The 17,172-nt window shown below is 68.4% G+C and carries 13 protein-coding genes and 6 pseudogenes; 11 read left to right on the top strand and 8 right to left on the bottom strand.

From position 1 onward, the window contains the following. Positions 1-120: 120 nt before the first annotated feature. The 3 genes and pseudogenes from G6048_RS38540 to G6048_RS38535 all read right to left on the bottom strand — a co-directional run bounded on the left by G6048_RS38540 (position 121) and on the right by G6048_RS38535 (position 2,313). Positions 121-750 carry a Tn3 family transposase gene (locus G6048_RS38540; protein WP_165344248.1) on the bottom strand — a complete coding sequence of 210 codons (630 nt, stop codon included), beginning with the start codon at positions 748-750 and terminating at the stop codon, positions 121-123. Between the two features lie 127 nt (positions 751-877). After that, positions 878-1,129, bottom strand: a pseudogene (locus G6048_RS52255) (IS30 family transposase); the annotation flags it as partial. A gap of 68 nt (positions 1,130-1,197) precedes the next feature. Continuing rightward, positions 1,198-2,313 (bottom strand): NAD(P)-dependent alcohol dehydrogenase, encoded by a 1,116-nt coding sequence (locus G6048_RS38535; protein ID WP_165344247.1) that lies wholly within the window; start codon positions 2,311-2,313, stop codon positions 1,198-1,200. A gap of 1,343 nt (positions 2,314-3,656) precedes the next feature. Between G6048_RS38535 and G6048_RS52095 the strand changes: the two are divergent. The 4 pseudogenes from G6048_RS52095 to G6048_RS50365 all read left to right on the top strand — a co-directional run. Next, a pseudogene (locus tag G6048_RS52095) lies at positions 3,657-3,983 on the top strand (transposase); the annotation flags it as partial. 785 nt (positions 3,984-4,768) lie between these two features. Then, positions 4,769-5,215 (top strand): annotated as a pseudogene (locus G6048_RS52090) (transposase); the annotation flags it as partial. Positions 5,216-5,348: 133 nt separating this feature from the next. After that, positions 5,349-5,543, top strand: a pseudogene (locus G6048_RS38525) (transposase); the annotation flags it as partial. A 38-nt stretch (positions 5,544-5,581) separates the two neighbouring features. Then, a pseudogene (locus G6048_RS50365) lies at positions 5,582-5,677 on the top strand (TetR/AcrR family transcriptional regulator); the annotation flags it as partial. Positions 5,678-5,726: 49 nt separating this feature from the next. Here G6048_RS50365 and G6048_RS38520 read toward each other — a convergent pair. Further along, positions 5,727-6,232, bottom strand: a pseudogene (locus G6048_RS38520) (IS5 family transposase); the annotation flags it as partial. Positions 6,233-6,478: 246 nt separating this feature from the next. Between G6048_RS38520 and G6048_RS38515 the strand changes: the two are divergent. Beyond that, the gene (locus G6048_RS38515) at positions 6,479-8,182 is read left to right on the top strand and encodes an amidohydrolase (RefSeq protein WP_165344246.1); all 1,704 of its coding nucleotides are present in this window, start codon (positions 6,479-6,481) and stop codon (positions 8,180-8,182) included. A gap of 140 nt (positions 8,183-8,322) precedes the next feature. After that, the gene (locus G6048_RS38510; protein WP_328828222.1) at positions 8,323-9,525 is read left to right on the top strand and encodes a helix-turn-helix domain-containing protein; all 1,203 of its coding nucleotides are present in this window, start codon (positions 8,323-8,325) and stop codon (positions 9,523-9,525) included. A gap of 725 nt (positions 9,526-10,250) precedes the next feature. On the opposite strand, the gene G6048_RS38505 is transcribed toward G6048_RS38510, so the two are convergent. Genes G6048_RS38505 through G6048_RS38495 form a run of 3 tightly spaced genes read right to left on the bottom strand, consistent with a single transcriptional unit; the run spans position 10,251 to position 13,013 of the window. Continuing rightward, positions 10,251-11,204: a PDR/VanB family oxidoreductase gene (locus G6048_RS38505; RefSeq protein ID WP_165344245.1), complete on the bottom strand. Its 954-nt coding sequence runs from the start codon at positions 11,202-11,204 to the stop codon at positions 10,251-10,253. Further along, positions 11,201-11,722: an aromatic-ring-hydroxylating dioxygenase subunit beta gene (locus G6048_RS38500; protein ID WP_165344244.1), complete on the bottom strand. Its 522-nt coding sequence runs from the start codon at positions 11,720-11,722 to the stop codon at positions 11,201-11,203. Before G6048_RS38500 ends, G6048_RS38505 begins: the two co-directional genes overlap by 4 nt. After that, on the bottom strand, positions 11,715-13,013 hold the full coding sequence (locus G6048_RS38495) for an aromatic ring-hydroxylating oxygenase subunit alpha (protein ID WP_165344243.1): 1,299 nt from the start codon (positions 13,011-13,013) through the stop codon (positions 11,715-11,717). Before G6048_RS38495 ends, G6048_RS38500 begins: the two co-directional genes overlap by 8 nt. A gap of 302 nt (positions 13,014-13,315) precedes the next feature. On the opposite strand from G6048_RS38495, the gene G6048_RS38490 reads away from it, so the two are divergent. From G6048_RS38490 to G6048_RS38470, 5 genes are all read left to right on the top strand, one after another. Next, positions 13,316-13,837, top strand: a complete 522-nt coding sequence (locus tag G6048_RS38490; protein ID WP_328828218.1) for a flavin reductase — start codon at positions 13,316-13,318, stop codon at positions 13,835-13,837. Continuing rightward, entirely contained in the window at positions 13,837-14,121 is a 285-nt protein-coding gene (locus G6048_RS38485; RefSeq protein WP_165344242.1) for a hypothetical protein, read from the top strand. Before G6048_RS38490 ends, G6048_RS38485 begins: the two co-directional genes overlap by 1 nt. A 75-nt stretch (positions 14,122-14,196) precedes the next feature. Further along, entirely contained in the window at positions 14,197-14,736 is a 540-nt protein-coding gene (locus tag G6048_RS38480; protein WP_328828215.1) for an iron-containing alcohol dehydrogenase, read from the top strand. 33 nt (positions 14,737-14,769) lie between these two features. After that, the gene (locus tag G6048_RS38475; protein WP_165344241.1) at positions 14,770-15,333 is read left to right on the top strand and encodes a nuclear transport factor 2 family protein; all 564 of its coding nucleotides are present in this window, start codon (positions 14,770-14,772) and stop codon (positions 15,331-15,333) included. Further along, positions 15,330-15,950: a response regulator transcription factor gene (locus G6048_RS38470; RefSeq protein ID WP_165344240.1), complete on the top strand. Its 621-nt coding sequence runs from the start codon at positions 15,330-15,332 to the stop codon at positions 15,948-15,950. Before G6048_RS38475 ends, G6048_RS38470 begins: the two co-directional genes overlap by 4 nt. Before the next feature lie 22 nt (positions 15,951-15,972). On the opposite strand, the gene G6048_RS38465 is transcribed toward G6048_RS38470, so the two are convergent. Continuing rightward, positions 15,973-16,935: an AraC-like ligand-binding domain-containing protein gene (locus G6048_RS38465; RefSeq protein WP_165344239.1), complete on the bottom strand. Its 963-nt coding sequence runs from the start codon at positions 16,933-16,935 to the stop codon at positions 15,973-15,975. Positions 16,936-17,172: the final 237 nt, after the last annotated feature.

The raw sequence follows: 17,172 nt of genomic DNA, 5'->3' as shown, positions 1-17,172 counted from the left end.
GACGCGAACACGTCAGCTACGAATAACGCCAACCTCGCCCGAGCACGGTTCACTTCATGTGCGTCCACATCCCCAACATGCCCCCAAACAGGACCGGGAGACAGACCTAACGGAGTCCTACTAGGTGATCAGTTCCCAACGGACCGGGCGGGGCAGCGCTGGGGTGAGCTGCGGGTAGGCGTCCAGGTCGCCGGCCGTCGGCCGGCAGAGCTTCACCTTGTTGATCCGCTTGATCTCGGGCAGCAGGTCGAAGTTCAGCATCCGGGTGATGCCGAGCCCGATTTCCGACTGGCCATGGCTGTCGGTGTAGTTGGCCTCGACCACCATGCTGGTGCCGTGCTGCATCGCGCCCTCGACCATCGCGGCCACCTCGGAAGCGGTGCAGTTGATCAGCTGGTAGTGGATGGCCAGGGACTTCTTCTCCACGTGCCAGTAGATCAGCACCCCGCGGCCGCCGTGGAGCGAGAGCCACTCGGTGAACAGGTTCTGGTCGTAGGCGCGCACATGGGTGGAGTCGGAGGTGACGGCGGTCGAGCCCTGGCCCCACAACTCGGTGCTGCGGGCGGCGAAGGTGGCGTTCGTATGTTCACGGCGATGGCGCGGGCGGACTCCACCGAGAGGTAGCGGACGTAGCGCAGTTCGTCCTCGGTATGGCCGTGGCCGCCGGAGGCGACTGACTTGATCCCGGTGTTCGTGCCGGCGGCACCCGGTGCGCAGCACCGCTTCCTTGAGCATGTCGATGAGCTGCACGACGCCCCACCGGCGCCGTACCTCGTCCTTGATCCGGCGCAGGTTGCGCGGCTCGGGCTGGGCCGCGGCCGGAGTCAGCCGGATCGCCCCGGAGTTCCGCTCGGCGAAGTCCTGGGGAAGGTCAGGTCTTCCTCGCGTAACTACCGGGACGGTCGGAAGGCGCTGCCACCGCGTTGATCGGTGGCAGCGCCTTCCGGTCTCCGTATGCGTGACGCCCGTTGCGGCACTTCTGGCCGGTCCGCTTGTCGATCCCGACGATTCGGCACGCTTGCCGGCTGCTCACACTCTGCTGCATGAGCCGGGAGTACGCCTCCCGCTCCCGGGTGAGCTTCTTCCTGCCCCGAGGCTTCGTCCGGTCCTTACGGATCTCGAAGCCCATCGCATCCTCTTGACTGGGGTGTTGCAACGAGTCCTGGAACCCAGGCCGCAGGGGCACGCCCCGGCCGATCACGCGTGGTCGAAGAGCAGAACTGGCTTGATGGTCTCGCCGTGGTGCACGTCGGCCGCCGCCGTGTTGATGTCAGCGATGGAGTACTGGCGTACCAGCTTGTCCAGGGGCAAGCGGCCCTGCCGGTACAGGCCGGTGAGCAGCGGGATGAGAGTCTCCGGATCGGCGTCGCCCTCCGTTACTCCGACGATCTTCTTGCCGGCGAGGATGTCGGTCACGTCCACGCGCAGCTCGGTCCCCATGGGAGCCGCGCCGACTACCGCACATGTACCGAGGGTTCCGAGGGCGTCGATCGCGGAGCGCAGGACGGTCATGTTCGCCGTGGTGTCGATCGCGTAGTCCAGGCCCGCTTCGCCGGTGATTTCCGGCAGCACCGCGGACACGTCGTCGGTGGCCCCGTTCACCGTGTGCGTCGCCCCGAGTTCCTTGGCCAGGGCCAGGCGGGATTCGACCCTGTCCACGGCGACGACGGTACCCAGGGGACTGAGGGCTGCCGCCATCAGTGCCGCGAGGCCCACCGCGCCCACTCCAAGGATGGCCAGCGAGCTGCCGGGAGACGGCTTGAGGACGTTCAGTACGGTCCCGGCACCCGTCTGGATACCGCAGCCCAAGGGGGCGAGGAGCTCCAACGGCATGTCGTCGTCAACACGCACGACACTTCGTTCGTCGGCCAGGGCATGGGCGGAGAAGGAGGACTGGCCGAAGAATCGCCCGCCGATCGGCTGCCCGGCGCGACTCAGCGGATGGGTTCCGTCTGTGCGGACTCCGTCGTTGAAGATGTTGGCAGGGATCCAGGTCGCGCAGTAGGCGGGGTGGCCGGCGCGGCAGTGGGAGCACCGCCCGCAGGAGGTGAAGGACAGGACGACATGATCGCCCGGCCTGACTCGGGTCACATCGCTGCCGACGCGTTCGACCACTCCGGCACCCTCGTGACCGAGCACACCGGGAAGGGCGAACGGGAGGTGGCCGGCCTGAACAGTGAGGTCCGTGTGGCACAGCCCGGCTGCGACCATGCGAACCAGCACCTCGTTCGGGTGCGGTTCGTCGAGTTGGATCTCCTGGAGAGCGAAAGCGGCACCAGGTGCCTCTACAACGGCGGCTAAGGTTCTGGGCATCTGCTCCTCCTGTTCTGTGCTGCGTTACACGTCGATGGGATGAGGGCCTGCCTCCTGGGCCCTGTGGGAACGGGGCAGCGTCTCGCTCCACGCTCACGGTGAGACGCAGAAGGGGCGGTGATCTGCTTTCCCGGGGCGCGGGATGCGAGGACGACTTTTCGCTGACCGCGTGCACCAGGTGCAGTCCGTGACCGCCGACGCGGTGCCGGTCGCCTTGGTTCACCGTAGGTTCGGCGGTGGAGGTGTCCCACACAGTGATCGCCAGTTCGCGGTCACACAACTGTAAGATCAGCCCGCACGGGCCGGGCGCATGCCGTATCGCGTTCGTGACGAGCTTGCTGACGACGAGTTCCGCGCCCAGGGCCAGCAACGCTGGCACGGGCGGGCGGGCCGCTCAGCGGGACGCGGGCGAGAAAGGCGCGCACAACGCGGCGGGCGTCAGGCCACGTCGGAGCGCAGCGTGGCGTGCTCATCCGTGCCTCGCTCGCCTGCCGCCTGATTCCTAAGCGGAATGACCATGTAGAGCTCTTTCGTTGTACTCCTTGAGCGGCTTTTCTCCTCGCTTCTACCCCGGCGCGAACCGCGTACACCGGGTCAGGATCGCGGCACGCCGCCCCCCTCGGATGCGCCCTGGCGGTGCCGTCCACCGAACGGTGGCCGGGGTGGGGGTGCATCTGCGCACAGCTGCCGGCCTCGCGAGGATGGCGACGCTCGTCTGACTGCCTCACAGTCCGGAGCGCTCGCACGCCAGGGCGCGCTCCACTGCCACGTGGGCGGCTCTGCGAGTGGGAAAGCCGCTGCGGCAATGCGGCTTGCGTCTCCCGTCAGCCGACGGCAGATCGACGGCGAAGGCCCACGCGCCGTGCCAAGGACGGCCGTTGAGCTTCGGACAGGCCGCGCCGAACTGCTGGCCATCGGGCCGACGGCACCGCAGCGCCGGTAGAGACGACCGCGCTCAGAAGCACGAGGAGCCATGATGCTCACCTCCGGTGGGGGAGTGCGTTGACTCCACGGTGACGTCGTCGCCCTGCGGCGTAGAAGCTGGCGGATCATGGCGTACGAGGGCGGGTGCCATCACCTCGCCGTCACGAGACACGCGCCGCCACGGCTGAGCAGCAGCAACCCCTTTGGGTAGCGCAGCGTCTCCATTCAGCTGTTCCAACGACCAGTTGTGTGCCCCTCGGCATTCGAGATCCGCATGGAAGATCACCTGGCGGCTGGACGGGTGGCATAGGCAGGCGGCCTGCGGCGAGTCGGCGGCCAGTTCGGTGCGAGATGGTGTCCCGCCGAGGACACCGTTGGCGAATTCGGTGGTGGTCGCCAAATGACCTTGCGGTGGCGGGATGATGGCCGGAATGGCGTGGGGGCGCGAGCGTGAGGTGATCGAGGTGTCGCTGTGTCCACGCCTGCCGGATGAGGTTCCGGCACAGACCGCCGAGGTGGCCCGGCTGGCGTTCCCGAAGGGCTGTTTGTGTATGCGGATCCGGGAAGTAGTCGGGCCGCTGTTTGCCGACAAGGACTTCGTGGAGCTGTTCCCGCAGCGTGGTCAACCCGCCTGGTCACCCCGCCAGTTGGCGCTCGTGTCGGTGCTGCAGTTCGTGGAGGGCCTGTCGGGCCGCCAGGCGGCCGCTGCCGTGCGTGGGCGCATCGACTGGAAGTTTCTCCTGGGGCTGGAGTTATCCGATCCAGGGGTCGATCATTCTGTGCTGAGCGAGTTCCGGGACCGTCCGGTGGCCGACCGGGCGCCGCGGTGTGTGCTGGACCTGATCCTGGACCGGCTGCGGCAGGCCGGCCTGCTGGTGCGGCCCGGCGGACAACGCACCGATTCCACGCATGTCCTGGCCGCGGTGCGCCGGCTGAACCGGCTGGAGAACACCGCGGAACACCTGCGCGCCGCGCTGAACGCGTTGGCCGCCGCGGCGCGCGACTGGCTGCTGCAGGAGGTGCCGGCCGACTGGTTCGACCGCTACCAGCGGTGCATCGAGGACTACCGGCTGCCGCGAGGTGAGGGCCCACGCACGCAGTACATGGAGCAGACCGGCCAGGACGGCATACGGCTGCTGACCGCGGTGCGCGATCCCGGCGCCCCGTCCTGGCTGCGGCAGATTCCGGCAGTCGAGGCCCTGCGCTTGTGCTGGATCCAGGAGTTCTTTATCGCTGAGGACCGGGTGCGGATGCGGGAGCCGAAGGACATGCCGCCTTCCCGCGACCGCATCGAGTCTCCCTATGACGGCGAGGCCCGCTACTGCGTCAAGAACGCCACCGAGTGGAGCGGCTACAAGGTCCACCTGACCGAGACCTGCGACGCGCACCACCCACACCTGATCACGCACGTTGCCACGACCGAGGCCACCGTCACCGATGTCGAGATGACCGAGACCATCCACGTTGCCCTCGGCCAGGCCGGGCTGCTGGCCGGTGAGCCTTCGTCGACCGCGGCTACGTCAACGCCAAACTGCTGGCCACCAGCGCCAGCAGCCACAGCGTCGAACTCACCGGCCCGATCCGTGAGGACATCACCTGGCAGGGCAAGGCCGGCGAAGGCTTCGCCATTGACGGCTTCCTCATCGACTGGGACACCCACACCGCCATCTGCCCCCAAGGACCCCACAGCGTCCGCTGGAAACCCCACCGGCAGCAGCGGCCCGGCTACTGGCAGTCCAACGTGTTCTTCGACCGCCACGACTGCGCCGCCAGCCCAGTGCGCTGGAAATGCACCCGTTCGAAGACCGAGCCACGCAAACTCGCCCTGGCCCCACGCGAGGAACACGGCGCGATCCGCGCCCGGCGGCAGCTCCAGGAAACCGACCAGTGGCAGCGGCACTACGCCACCCGCGCCGGCGTCGAGGGCACCATCTCCCAAGGGTTACGCCGCTGCGGCCTGCGCAGAAGCCGCTACATCGGCCTGGGCAAGACACGCCTTCAACACGTCCTCACCGCCGCCGCCCTCAACATCATCCGAACCGACGCCTGGCTGACCGGGACACCATTCGCCAGCACCCGCACCTCACGCTTCAGCCGCCTCCACCCCGGGCGAGCATTTCGAGAAGCGCACCACCTGGCGCAACGGGCACCGCGACCGGCTGCTTACCACCCAGGCCGGCGACCTGGACCTGAAGATCCCCAAAGTGCGGACCGGGTCATTCTTCCCCTCACTGCTCGAACGCCGACGGCGCATCGACCGAGCCCTGTTCGCCGTGGTGATGGAGGCATACGTGCACGGAGTGTCCAACTGGTCATCTCCGACAGCCACAGAGAGTCCACCGTGTCCACGCGGGAGGCCGTCGCCGCCGCGTTCGCCACGTGGACCGGCCCTGTGGCCCGGGCCCTGACGGCAATGGGCGTGCCCGAGGAACGGGAACCGCCCGCGAACTCGGGCCTCTCCTCGACGCGGCAGCGAGTAAGACGGTGTCCTATGTGGTGAGGCGGACCAGTCGCTTGTAGCAGCACAGGGCTGCGGCAAGGCCGAGAAGGGCCAGGTAGTTGCGGGAGTGGCGTTCGTAGCGGGGGCTGAGCCGGCGGTAGCCGGACAGCCACGAGATCGTCCGCTCGATCACCCATCTGCGGCGGCCCAACCGTTCGCTGGACTCGATGCCTTTGCGGGCGATGCGCACGCCGATGCGCTTGCCTCGCACCCATTTCCGCAGGTGGGGAATGTCGTAGGCCTTGTCGGCGTGCAGGCGCTGGGGCTTGAAATGGCGGCCGCTGTGGGGGTCGTGTCTCGTTTGGTGACCCTCGAGCATGGGCTTCAGCGCTTCGCTGTCGTGGGTGTTGGCGGCCGAGACGCCGACGACCAGGGGCAGTCCGTTCGCGTCCGACAGAACGTGCGTCTTGGAACCCGGCTTACCCCGGTCCACGGGGCTAGGACCTGTGAGTTCGCCCCCTTTTTAGCCCGCACGTGAGCGGAGTCGAGGACCACGGACTCCCTTTGCCACAACGCACTCACGGAGCTGAACTGGAGAGCCCCCAACTGGCCGCCCACGACCCTCCCGTGGAAGACGGCCGCCGCGTCCGGGCGGACGGATGCCGCCTTCGCTCTTTCCGTGCGGCGTTCCCGGTATGGGTCAGATGACCGATGCGCTTCAACGCGGTGAAGCCGCACAGTCACTCCACCGTGACACGACTCCGTGTCATTTACCGCCCACGCGCGCCTCGAGAGGTGGCCATGCCCGCATTCGCCGATTTGGTCTTCGCCAACGGCTCGGTACTGACCGTCGATTCCCACTTCACCGTCGCTTCCGCCCTCGCGGTCACCGACGGCACCATCACTGCTGTCGGCGACCGTGACGATGTCGCGGCGCTCATCGGCCCCGCCACCCGGGTCGTGGACCTCAAGGGCGGAACATTGCTGCCCGGCATCAACGACTCCCATCTGCACGGCTGTGCGTTCGGGGTCGCCTCGCCCCCGCTGGCGCTGGACCTCGGTTACCCGACGGTGCGGTCGATCGCCGATGTGGTCGAGGCGGTCAGGGAGGCGGCCGAGCGGACTCCGCCCGGTGAGTGGATCTTCGGTATCGGCTGGGATTCCGGTTATCTCGCGGAGTGCGTGGCCGACTCCTCACGGCTGCCAACTCGCCAGGACCTGGACGCCGTCAGTCCCCACCATCCGGTGGTGCTGGTGGACTTCTCCGCGCATGTCTCGTGGGTCAACTCGGCCGCCCTCGACCGCGCGGGTGTCGACAGAGACACGGTTGCCCCGCCCGGAGGGATCATCGTCACCGATGCGACGGGGACACCCACGGGCCTGCTCCGAGAAGGCGCCCAGGAGTGTGCGCAGCGAGTGTTGCCGGCCCTCACCCGCGAGGTCCGGGCCATGGCCATCCGGTCGACGCTGGCCAAGCTGCGCGCTCTCGGCATCACCAGCTACACCGAGCCGGGCCTCGGCCCCGGTGGTGACTCCCTCATGGGCGGGGCACTGGCACAGGAGAGCGTCGACGCCTACCGCCAACTGCTGGCCGACGGCGAGTTGACCGCACGGGTCAGCGTGCTGCTGTTGCCGACCGGCATGTCGAGCACGGCGAAGGAGTTCGCGAGAGCCCTGGACGGTATCGATATGCCGCCGAGCAACGACCCGCGCCGACTGAACGTGATCGGGGTGAAGATCTTCGCCGACGGCATCCCGCCGAACAGGACGGCGTGGATGCACGAGGCGTACCTCGGCGGCGGCTGCGGTTCCCTCTGCGTGGGCGGCGAGACCGACGACGAGCGTGTGGTCCAGGTTCGGGAGATGGTGCGGCACGCGCATGCCGCCGGCTATCAGGTGGGAGTGCACGTTACGGGGGACAGGGGTATCGACACCGTGGTCGACGCTCTTGCCGCAGCGACAGCGGAGCACCCGCGTGCCGACGCCCGGCACTACGTCATCCACGGCGACTTCCTCACCGCCCGCAGCATGAAGATACTGGCCGCGCACGGCTTCGGGGTCAACATGAACCCCACGCTCAAGTGGACCGTCGCCGACCTGGAGGAGGAGTTCGTCGGCCCCGAGCGAGCCGCGTACGAGTGGCCCTACCGTGCCGCCATCGATGCGGGGGTCACGGTGGCGAGCAGCTCGGACGCGCCCGTCACCTTCCCCGACTGGCGCCAGGGCATCGCCACCATGTTGCTGCGTGAGTCCAAGGCCAGCGGCCGGGTCAGCGGAGCCGACCAGCGCATCCAACTCGCGGAAGCGGTGCGCACCTACACCGTCAACGCCGCCTGGCAGGACTTCGCCGACGACTGGAAGGGCTCCCTGGAAGTCGGCAAGGTCGCCGACCTGTGTGTGCTCGGAGGCGACCTGCTGGCCGCCGACCCGCACGACATCCCGGACCTGCCCGTGGTGCTCACGGTGCTCGGCGGCGACGTCGTGCACGATGTGCTCACCTGCTGAGCATTGACCGGGGCCGTGCCGCCGTCGATGCTGTGCGCATGGATGAACGGCTCCGGCACACGGAGGCGGTTCTGGGCGCGGCCCTGCGCGTGCGCGAGGCCGCACAGTGTGCGGTGGACGGCACCGGGAGCGCCGGTTCCGTGCTGGCCGCGCTGTCCGAGGCGATCCCCCATGACCATGCGTCCCTGGCCTGGTGGGACCCGCATCGCCGTCGCCACGTCATGCTGGCAACCAACTATCCGGACGCCATGACGCCGCACATCGAGACCCGGCTGCACGAGGATGCGCTGTTCGCGCCGACACGTCGCCCCGGAGGGGGGATGTGGCTGGGTGATGTGCCGCAGGAGCTGCGCCCGTTGTCCTCTACGATCCGTGACTTCATCGATCCGGGAGGATTCGAGGACGGCGTGACGGACTGCCTCTTCGCCCAGGACGGTCGCTACGTAGGTGTGCTCCTGATGAGCATGGCGAGACAACTCCTTCCTTCGCCGATCGGCCGCCGCGTCCTGGCGCTGCTCGACGACTGCCTTGCAGCAGCCGTGGACTCTCTGCCGCCCGAGGGCGTGACCGATACCCAAGACAGGCCGGCGCCGGACACATGCGTCGTTGTCTTTCCCGCTTCCTCATGGGCCGCCCCGATACCTGTCAGCGGGGACGTACCCGCGGAGTTCGCGGACGCAAGAGGGCCGTTGGCGGCTGCTGTACGGAACGCAGCCGCATCACGAGCCCTGCCCACCACGATCCTGATGGCATACGGCGGTCGACTGCTCGAACTACGACTGAGCCGTCGGGGCGTCGATACCGTTGTCGCGTGCCGCCCGGTGCACCATCCGGGGCGGCTCTCCCTGCGTGAGCTGCAGGTACTGGCCGAGGTCACCGTCGGTGCCACCAATCGGGAGATCGCCGAAAATCTGCACGTGAGCGTGCGGACCGTCGCGGCCCACATCGAACACATCCTCACCAAGCTCGACGTCCCCAATCGAGCGGCCGCCGCAGGGCGTGCTGCCACCTGGGGCCTTGAGCCCGCACGCCCGGCGTCGCCGATGAACGGGATGGGCGCCCGACGGTTATGTGTACCGCAGCCGGATCCTTGCCGGATCCCGCGCGATCACCGGGTAGGAGCTGGCACCCTACGGTCGGTGGACGATCGTCCACCGACCATCGCCTCCGCCGGCAGCGGTGGCTACTTCCGATTCCACCGACGCCGCCTCATCCCTGGCGTACCCCATGGGCGACGAGTGCGTCCTCAAGGTGTCGACCAGCTTCCCACGCCCGGAACGGGTGCTGGTCATGGTGCGGCGTCGCTTGGAGATATAGAGGTTGAGTGTGCCGTAGGACAGTGACGTGTCGTGCTGATCCATCAGCGCGGTCCAGATGTCCGGGGCCCGAGACCGGCGTGCGGCATCGAGTCGATTGGCCTCGGATGCCCGCAGCCCGTCGTAGGCCGGCTCGCGCTGTAGGTCCCGCTGGAGTTCCCCGGCGGCGCCGCCGAAACGGCACCCGCCCTACTCCGCCGGGAAGGGCCGCAGCTTCGCGGTGTCCCCCACGATGGCCGAGAACGGCGATCGACAGCTCGTTGACGGTGGAGGGCCCGCCCCGGTCGCGGCGCTGCCCGAGCAGGTTGGAGGTGAATCCGCTCGCGTCGACCGAGCTCAGGTCCACGCCCTCGGCACCGACGGCGCTCACCAACACGCCCGGCGTGGTCGGGACGGCATCCGGCGACAGGGGAGCGGGGGAGGGGAATGGGGCGTCGGCGTTCACGTCCGGCCGATCGGGAGCGCCGGTGCCGGGACGCAACAGATGCAGCCGGCTGCCGGAGCCATTGGAGTAATCTCGCGTGCCTCGCTGGCCGGCGAAGTGGTGTCGGAGCGCGGGGATCGAACGGCACCTCTGCCGTCACAGACGGCGAACGGCAAGCGGCGAACCGGAAGCCACCATGAGCAGAAAGCCTGACGTCGGCCAATCTCTGCACGCGCCGTCCCGGGGCAGCGTTGAGATGTGCCAGACAGTGACGAGAGCAGCAGACTGCAAGGAGTGCGCCGGCAGGGTCCATCCGGGTGACGGGACGTCAGTAGAGCTCGATGACCAGTTTGTCGGACCGTGCCCGTGACACGCACAGGGCGATCTGGGCGCCGGACGCCTTGTCGGCGGCGGAGAGGCAGTTGTCACGGTGGTCCGGAGTGCCGTCGAGGACCCCGGAGACGCACGAGCCGCAGATGCCCTCCTCGCAGGACTTGAAGACGTCGATCCCGTTCGCCTCCAGGACCGCGAGGATCGACTTGTCGGCCGGGATCTCGAAGACCTCACCGGTGTCGAGTTCGACGGTGAACGCCTGGTTGCCGCTGGTGTCGACCTCGGCGGCGACGAAGCGCTCCATGTGAACGTGGTCCTCGCCGACCACTGGTGCGAAGACCGAGGTGACCTGCTCCATGAAGCCCTGAGGGCCACAGGTGTAGATGTGGCCGGCTGGGGTCAGCCCGGCCGCCACCTCGGAGAGCAGGACGGGCTGGTCTCCGCGCGGTACACCGAAGTGGAGCCGGACGGCGTCGCGGAATTCGGCCCGCCTCTCCAGCAGGTCGACGAACGCCGCCTCCTCCCGCGAGCGGGCGAAGTAGTGCAGCTCGAAGTCCGCGCCCCGGGTGCGCAGCCGGTAGGCCATGTTCAGCAGCGGGGTGATGCCGATGCCGCCGGCCATGAGGACGTGCCGGTCCGCGTTCTCGGCCAGCCACAGCAGGTTGCGGGGCCGGCCGATCTCGAGGCGGTCTCCCGGGCTTACCTCGTGCAGCGCGACCGAGCCGCCTCGCGACCGAGGCTCCCGCTTCACCGCGATGAGCACGGACGACAGGTCCTCCGGCGGGCCGCACAGCGAGTATTGCCGCCGCACGCCGGTCGGTCCCGTCACGTCGATGTGGGCTCCGGCCTGGTACGGGGTGAACGGCGCACCGTCCTCCCGGACCAGCCGCAGGGCACGGATCTCCGGCGTCTCCTCGGCGACCTCGGCGACCCGGACGACGAGGCTCACAGCAGGAATCCCGCTGCGGGTACGGCGTCTTCGCTGTCGATGAGCCGTACGACCTTGAGGGCGATCCTGTCGCCGTGGTCCGAGAGCCGGATCCGGTGGGTGACCTCGGCGGCCCACACGTCGTGGTTGCCGCGCTTGTAGGCGACGACGATTTGGGCGGACCGCACAGTCACCTCGTCCTCGCAGACCTTGGCCGGTACGAACCGCGAGACGGTGCGCACGGTCCTGGCGGCGTCGACCGCGGCGATGGCGTAGCCCTCGGTCATCCGGGTCACGCGCATCCGCCGCATCCGGGCGTCGTCGTAGACCATGTTGAGGGTGTTCTCGAAGTCCTCGGTCTCCGGGTCGATCGGTATGACGTAGCGACCGTCGTCGGCGTAGAGCTCCTGCCACGTCTCGTACTCCTTGCGGTCGAGCAGGTCGGCCTCGTGCCAGACCAGCTCGATCGCCCGGGTCACACGGGGGTCGGCCAACAGCGGGTTCGCGGGCTTGGCGGGGGGCTGGAGGGTCTCAGTCATCGCTCATCATCTGCTTCCACTTGTCGTACGCCGCGCGCATTCCGGTTTCGTCGGTGACGTGGGAGGTCGCCCAGCCCTCCGGGCTCGGAGTCTCGCGGGCCAGGCCGCGGTTGACCATGATCGGCATCTCCGGTGCGCCCTGGGCGCCGCGCTGGACCCGGTCCCAGCCCTCGGCGTCGTCGGGGGTGCCGAACCCGAAGGGGCCCTGGAAGTGCTCGTGGATGCGCAGCCGCTCCCGGTTGACCGGGTCCACGATCTCGGCCGGTCCATCGGGGCCGAGGGCCACGTGCTCGATCAGGGTCTCGTCGACCGAGACCGGGCGCAGCACCCGGAGGAACGAGATCGACATCGATACGTTCGGGAACAGGTTGAGGTTGAAGCCGGTTCCGTGCATCGCGCGGACCAGTTTGCGGATCTCCGCGTCACCGAGGCCGGCGGACTTCAACTCTGTGACGACGGAGGCGAATCGGGGCTGCAACGGCTCGCTGCCGTTGTCGGCGTCGAGGTCGGAGTGCTCGGGGACCATCTGCATGACGCTGTGGCCGTTGCCGAGGTCGTGGGTCACCGCCGTCGGGTCGGTCATGAAGGACATCATGTCCGCGGTCTCGGCGTCGACCGAGGCCATCCAGGACCGGTGGACGATCGGGAAGTGGTAGCCGTCGGTGGTGTTCTCCAGCTGGATCTTCCAGTTGCCCCGGAACCTGAACCGGTGCGTGCCGAGGACCTTGACCGGGTAGCCGCCGCCCTGCTTCATGAAGCGGTCGATCCACAGCTTCACGTCACCGAGGAAGTCCTCCAGCGGTGCGACGTCGTTGTCGAAGGTCGCGAAGACCATGCCGCCGTAGGACTCGGTGCGGAGCTTCTTCAGCCCCATGTCCCCTTTCTCCATGACGCCCTCGTAGCCGTCCGGATAGGGGATGCCGCGCAGTGCGCCGTCGAGGCCGTAGGACCAGGCGTGGTACGGGCAGGTGAAGCCGTTGGCCTGGCCCGTCCTCTGCTCGCAGAGGCTTGCGCCGCGGTGGCGACAGCGATTGAGGAGGGTGTTGACGGTGCCCTTGCGGTCCTTGGTGACGATGACCGGCTGGCGGCCGACGAACGTCGACTTGAAGCTGCCGGCCTTCGGCAGTTCGCTCTCGTGCGCGACCCACACCCAGGTGCGCTCGAAGATCTTCGTCATCTCGGCCTCGAAGATCTCCGGATCGGTGTACATGCGACCGGCCACGCGGTCGGCGAGCACCAGATCGGATGGCGCGATGTCGTAGATGTTCTCCGCGATGAACTCAGCGGTCATGGACGGTGCCTCCAGGGTCGGTTCGGAGGTCGGCCCGGCGGAAGCCCGGGGTGATGTCGGTCGGCGCCCTCGACGCTAGGCAGCAGACAGGGGCCGGCCAATTGGGAATGGCCTCGGCGGGCATAGGGGATTTCTTCAGTCGCCGACCCGGCCCCGGCCGCGGGCCTGGTCATGCCCGCGGCCGTAGGGGAAATCCTCAGGGGCGACGGAGGAAGTCTCGATACCCCTGCCGGTGGGCGCGGTCCTACCTTCGGTTGTGCCCGGGGTTCACACCGGAGCCCGAGGTCCTGGCAGGAGGAACAGTGGCTACGAACATCACGCAGCTGACCCCGGCACAGCGAGAGTTCCGCGCCGCGATGGCGAACCTCTCCGCGGGCGTCAACATCGTCACGACGGATGGTCCCCGTGGCCGCGCGGGCATCACGGTGAGCGCGGTGTGCTCCGTCACCGACGCACCGCCGACCATGCTCGTGTGCGTCAACCGGTCCAGCCGCAGCCACGACATCCTGCAGAGCAACGAGCGGGTCTGCATCAACGTGCTCGGCCCCGAACACCAGGATGTGGCCCTGGCCTTCGCCGGGGGAGTGCCGGCCAAGGAGCGATTCTCCGTCTCCGGTGACATGTGGGACCACTCGGTGGCCGCCGTACCGGTTCTCAAGGGCTCGGCCGCGTCGATCGTCGGCCGTATCACCGGCAGCGCGACGCGAGGCTCCCACTCGGTGCTGTTCGTCGAGGTGGACCGCGTGATCGTGGGCGAGTACAGCGGCGGTCTGGTCTACTTCCAGCGCCGATTCCACCCGATCAACGCGCCGCTGAGCGCGTGATGGCCCGGCAGTGCACGCCGGACGACGGCTACCGGATGACCCTGATCTGTTACAACGACACCTTCGGATACGGGTGGCGGCACGTCGACCTGTTCACGCACGACGCCGACGGGCGCGAACTGAACTGGGTCCACTGGCAGGTCCCCGCTGACGGCCCCGATGCGGCCGACGAGGTCACCGACAGGGTCGAGCCCCAGCTCCGGCGCACCTCCGAGTGGCGCCACAGCGTCAGCGCCGCCGGAATGGACTACTGGGAGGCCGACGCGGCCTGGGACGAGTCGTGAACAGGCGGACCTCAAGGCGCTTGCCTTCGCCCTGAGTACACGGTATGTGCGGAAAGCCCAGGAAGGTCCGGCCGGATGAGATTCGCCCACGAGACCCTGCCGCAGCGGGTCGTCTTCGCCCCGAACGAGGCGGCCGGGGCGTTCGGCGACGAGGTGACCCGTCTCGGCGCCGAACGCGTCATGGTCATCACCGCTCCGTCATCGGCATCGCTCGCCGACGCCTTCACCGACGCGCTCAGGGTGGCGCACGTCCACGACGAGATCGTGGCGCACGTCCCCGTCGAGGTGGCCGAACGGGCCCGCGATGCCGCGGAGAAGTCCCGCGCCGCCCTGGTGTCCGTCGGCGGCGGCTCCGCCACCGGGCTGGCGAAGGCTGTCGCGGTCACCGTCGGCCTGCCACTCATCGCCGTACCCACGACTTACGCGGGCTCCGAGGCCACCGACGTCTGGGGGGACTCACCCGAGGAACGACCAAGACGACCGACGTCGACGCCAAGGCTCTCCCGCGCGCCAACCTCACCGCGCTCCTGCGGGCGGCCTGGGAAGGAGCCGTACCCCGACCGCCCCTTCCGAAGAAGGCGAACCCGCTGTGAGCCGGGAGCAGCAGGCCCGTGACCGACCGACCCGACAGGAAAGGCAGGGAATCCGATGACCGACGAGTCCACGATTGCCACGCTCATCAAGCGCATCGAGGTACTGGAAGCCGAGGCCGGGATCCGCCGGCTCCAGGCGCGCTACATGTTCCTGTGCGACACCCCGTGCCCGGAGTTCGGCGTACGGGACGACGCGCACCGCATCGACCTGATCATGGAGCTGTACAGCGAGGACGCGGTATGGGAGGGCGTCGGCGAGTATTACGACGACCAGTTCGGCCGCGCCGAGGGCGCCGACGCGATCCGGCGCCACTTCGAAGGGTTCTGGGGGGAGAAGCAGGATCCCGCCCTGCTCCTGAACGCGCACTACCTCACCTCGGAGCAGATCCACGTGGACGGCGACGAGGCCACTGGCCAATGGATCCACATGCAGCCGTGGCTCTTCTCGGACGGCACGTCCCTCCTGCGGTCGAGCCGCCTCAACAACGCTTTCCGCAAGATCGACGGCGTATGGAAGATCACCCGGACCCGTACGGAGAACGTCTTCATCACTCCGCTGCCGAAGGACTTTGCCGAGAGCTACCCGTCGACGTCGGTCCTGATGCGGCCGTGGCGATGAGATCCGGCACCCTGCCCCTGGTCCACATCGTCGATGACGACGAGGACGTACGGCACTCCTTGGCCTTCCTCCTGCAGAGCGTCGAGATCACGGCGCTCACCTACCCCACCGCCACGGACTTCCTGGCGGAGGTCGACCCGGACGAACCGGCCGTCGTCATCGTCGACGTCCGTATGCCGGGGCTCAGCGGCTTCCAGCTCCAGGAGGAGCTGGCCCGGCGCGGCTACCCGGCCCCTGTCGTCTTCTGCTCGGCTCACGGGGACATCCCCATGTCGGTGCGGGCCCTGCGCGCCGGGGCAGTGGACTTCCTGGAGAAGCCCTACGAGCCGCAGCGGATCCTGGAGGTCGTGCAGGCGCAACTGCGGGAGGCCGAACGTGCCTTCGCCACGCACGGCAGCCGCAGACGCGTCCAGAAACGTGTGGAGACGCTCACGCCGCGCGAGCGGCAGGTGCTTCGGCTGGTGATCGACGGCCTGCCGAGCCAGGTGATCGCACGCCGTCTGGGCGCGAGCGTCAAGACCGTCGACGTGCATCGGGCCCGGATCAAGGCCAAAACCGACTCCGAGAGCCTGGGAACACTGGTACGAGACGTCCTGCGCTATCACATCAGCATCTGAGACGCCCTGCGGCTTACGAACGTCAGGAACGGGTTGCGCCATCCAGTGCCCGTCGGCGGAAGTCGCGGGGCGTCTCGCCGTGCTCCGCCTTGAACACGCGGCTGAAGTGGCGGCAGTCGAGCAGCCCCCAGCGGGCTGCGACCATGCTGATCGACTGGTCCGCCCGGGACGGATTCGCCAGGTCGCGGGCGCAGCGCTCCAGGCGCCGGGTGCGGATCCAGCCGGCCACGGTCAGGTCCTGGGCGGCGAACAGCTTGAACAGGTAGCGGCGCGAAATGCCGTGGGCCTCGGCGATCGAGTCCGGCGTGAGGTCGGGATCGGACAGCCGGTTCTCGATGTGGGTGCGGATGCAGAGCATCATCGCGTCCTGCGGAGCGATCGGCGCCGAGCGGGCCAGTTTCTCCATGACCAGGGCCGTGACCAGGGACACCGCGCCGTCCATGAGACTGCCGGCCGCCGGGCCCTTGCAGTCCCGGCTCTGCTCACCGAGCGACCGCAGGAACGGCCCCACGACCGCTCCGAGGCCGCTGTCGGCGGTCATCCGGCGGGCGGTGAGGCTGCGGACGGCATCGGGGCGCACGGGCAGCATCGGTCGCGGGACCAGCATCAGCACCGTGCGGAAGTCGGCGTCGTAGGTGAACGAGTACGGCCGCGAGGTGTCGCATATCGCGATGTCCCCGGAATCCAGCGTGCTGCACACGCCGTCCTGCTCGATCACGCAGGTCCCCTTGACCTGGAGGGCGACCTTGTAGAAGTCCTCCTCGTGCTGGGCGACCAGCCGTGCGGTGCGACGGACCTGCAGCGGTCCCGCGCTGATGGAGCTCAGGTGCAGCAGCCCGAACTGGTCGCTGGCAGCCTGTCCATGGAAGGGGGCCCGGGTGACCGGCCGGGTGTCGAGACCGGTGAACATCCTGGAGATCTCGTGGGCCCAGTGATCGAAGCGGTCTGCCCGGGCGACGGAGTCGGTGGTCACGATCGTTCGCATGGTGTGCTCCACCTGGTAGAGGCTCTCGGTCACGATAGCTTGCGCGGATTCACCGCGGAATACCTCAATATTTCATCGCGTAACGTCTGGTGTTCGCCCGCGAAGCGGGAGCCGGCGGTCCACTCGCCATGGGACCGCTGTGCATGCAATAGCGCGAACGAGTGCACACCACCGCACTTCGGCGGCTCGGCGCGGGCGCAGAGTACTCCACACCAGGTTGGGCCCGTCCCCCGCGCC

The sequence above is a fragment of the Streptomyces ureilyticus genome, assembly GCF_011045025.1.
GTDB classification, from domain to species: Bacteria; Actinomycetota; Actinomycetes; order Streptomycetales; family Streptomycetaceae; genus Streptomyces; species Streptomyces ureilyticus.
Note: the sequence above shows the minus strand (reverse complement) of the source record. Positions and strands in the feature narration are given on the sequence as shown.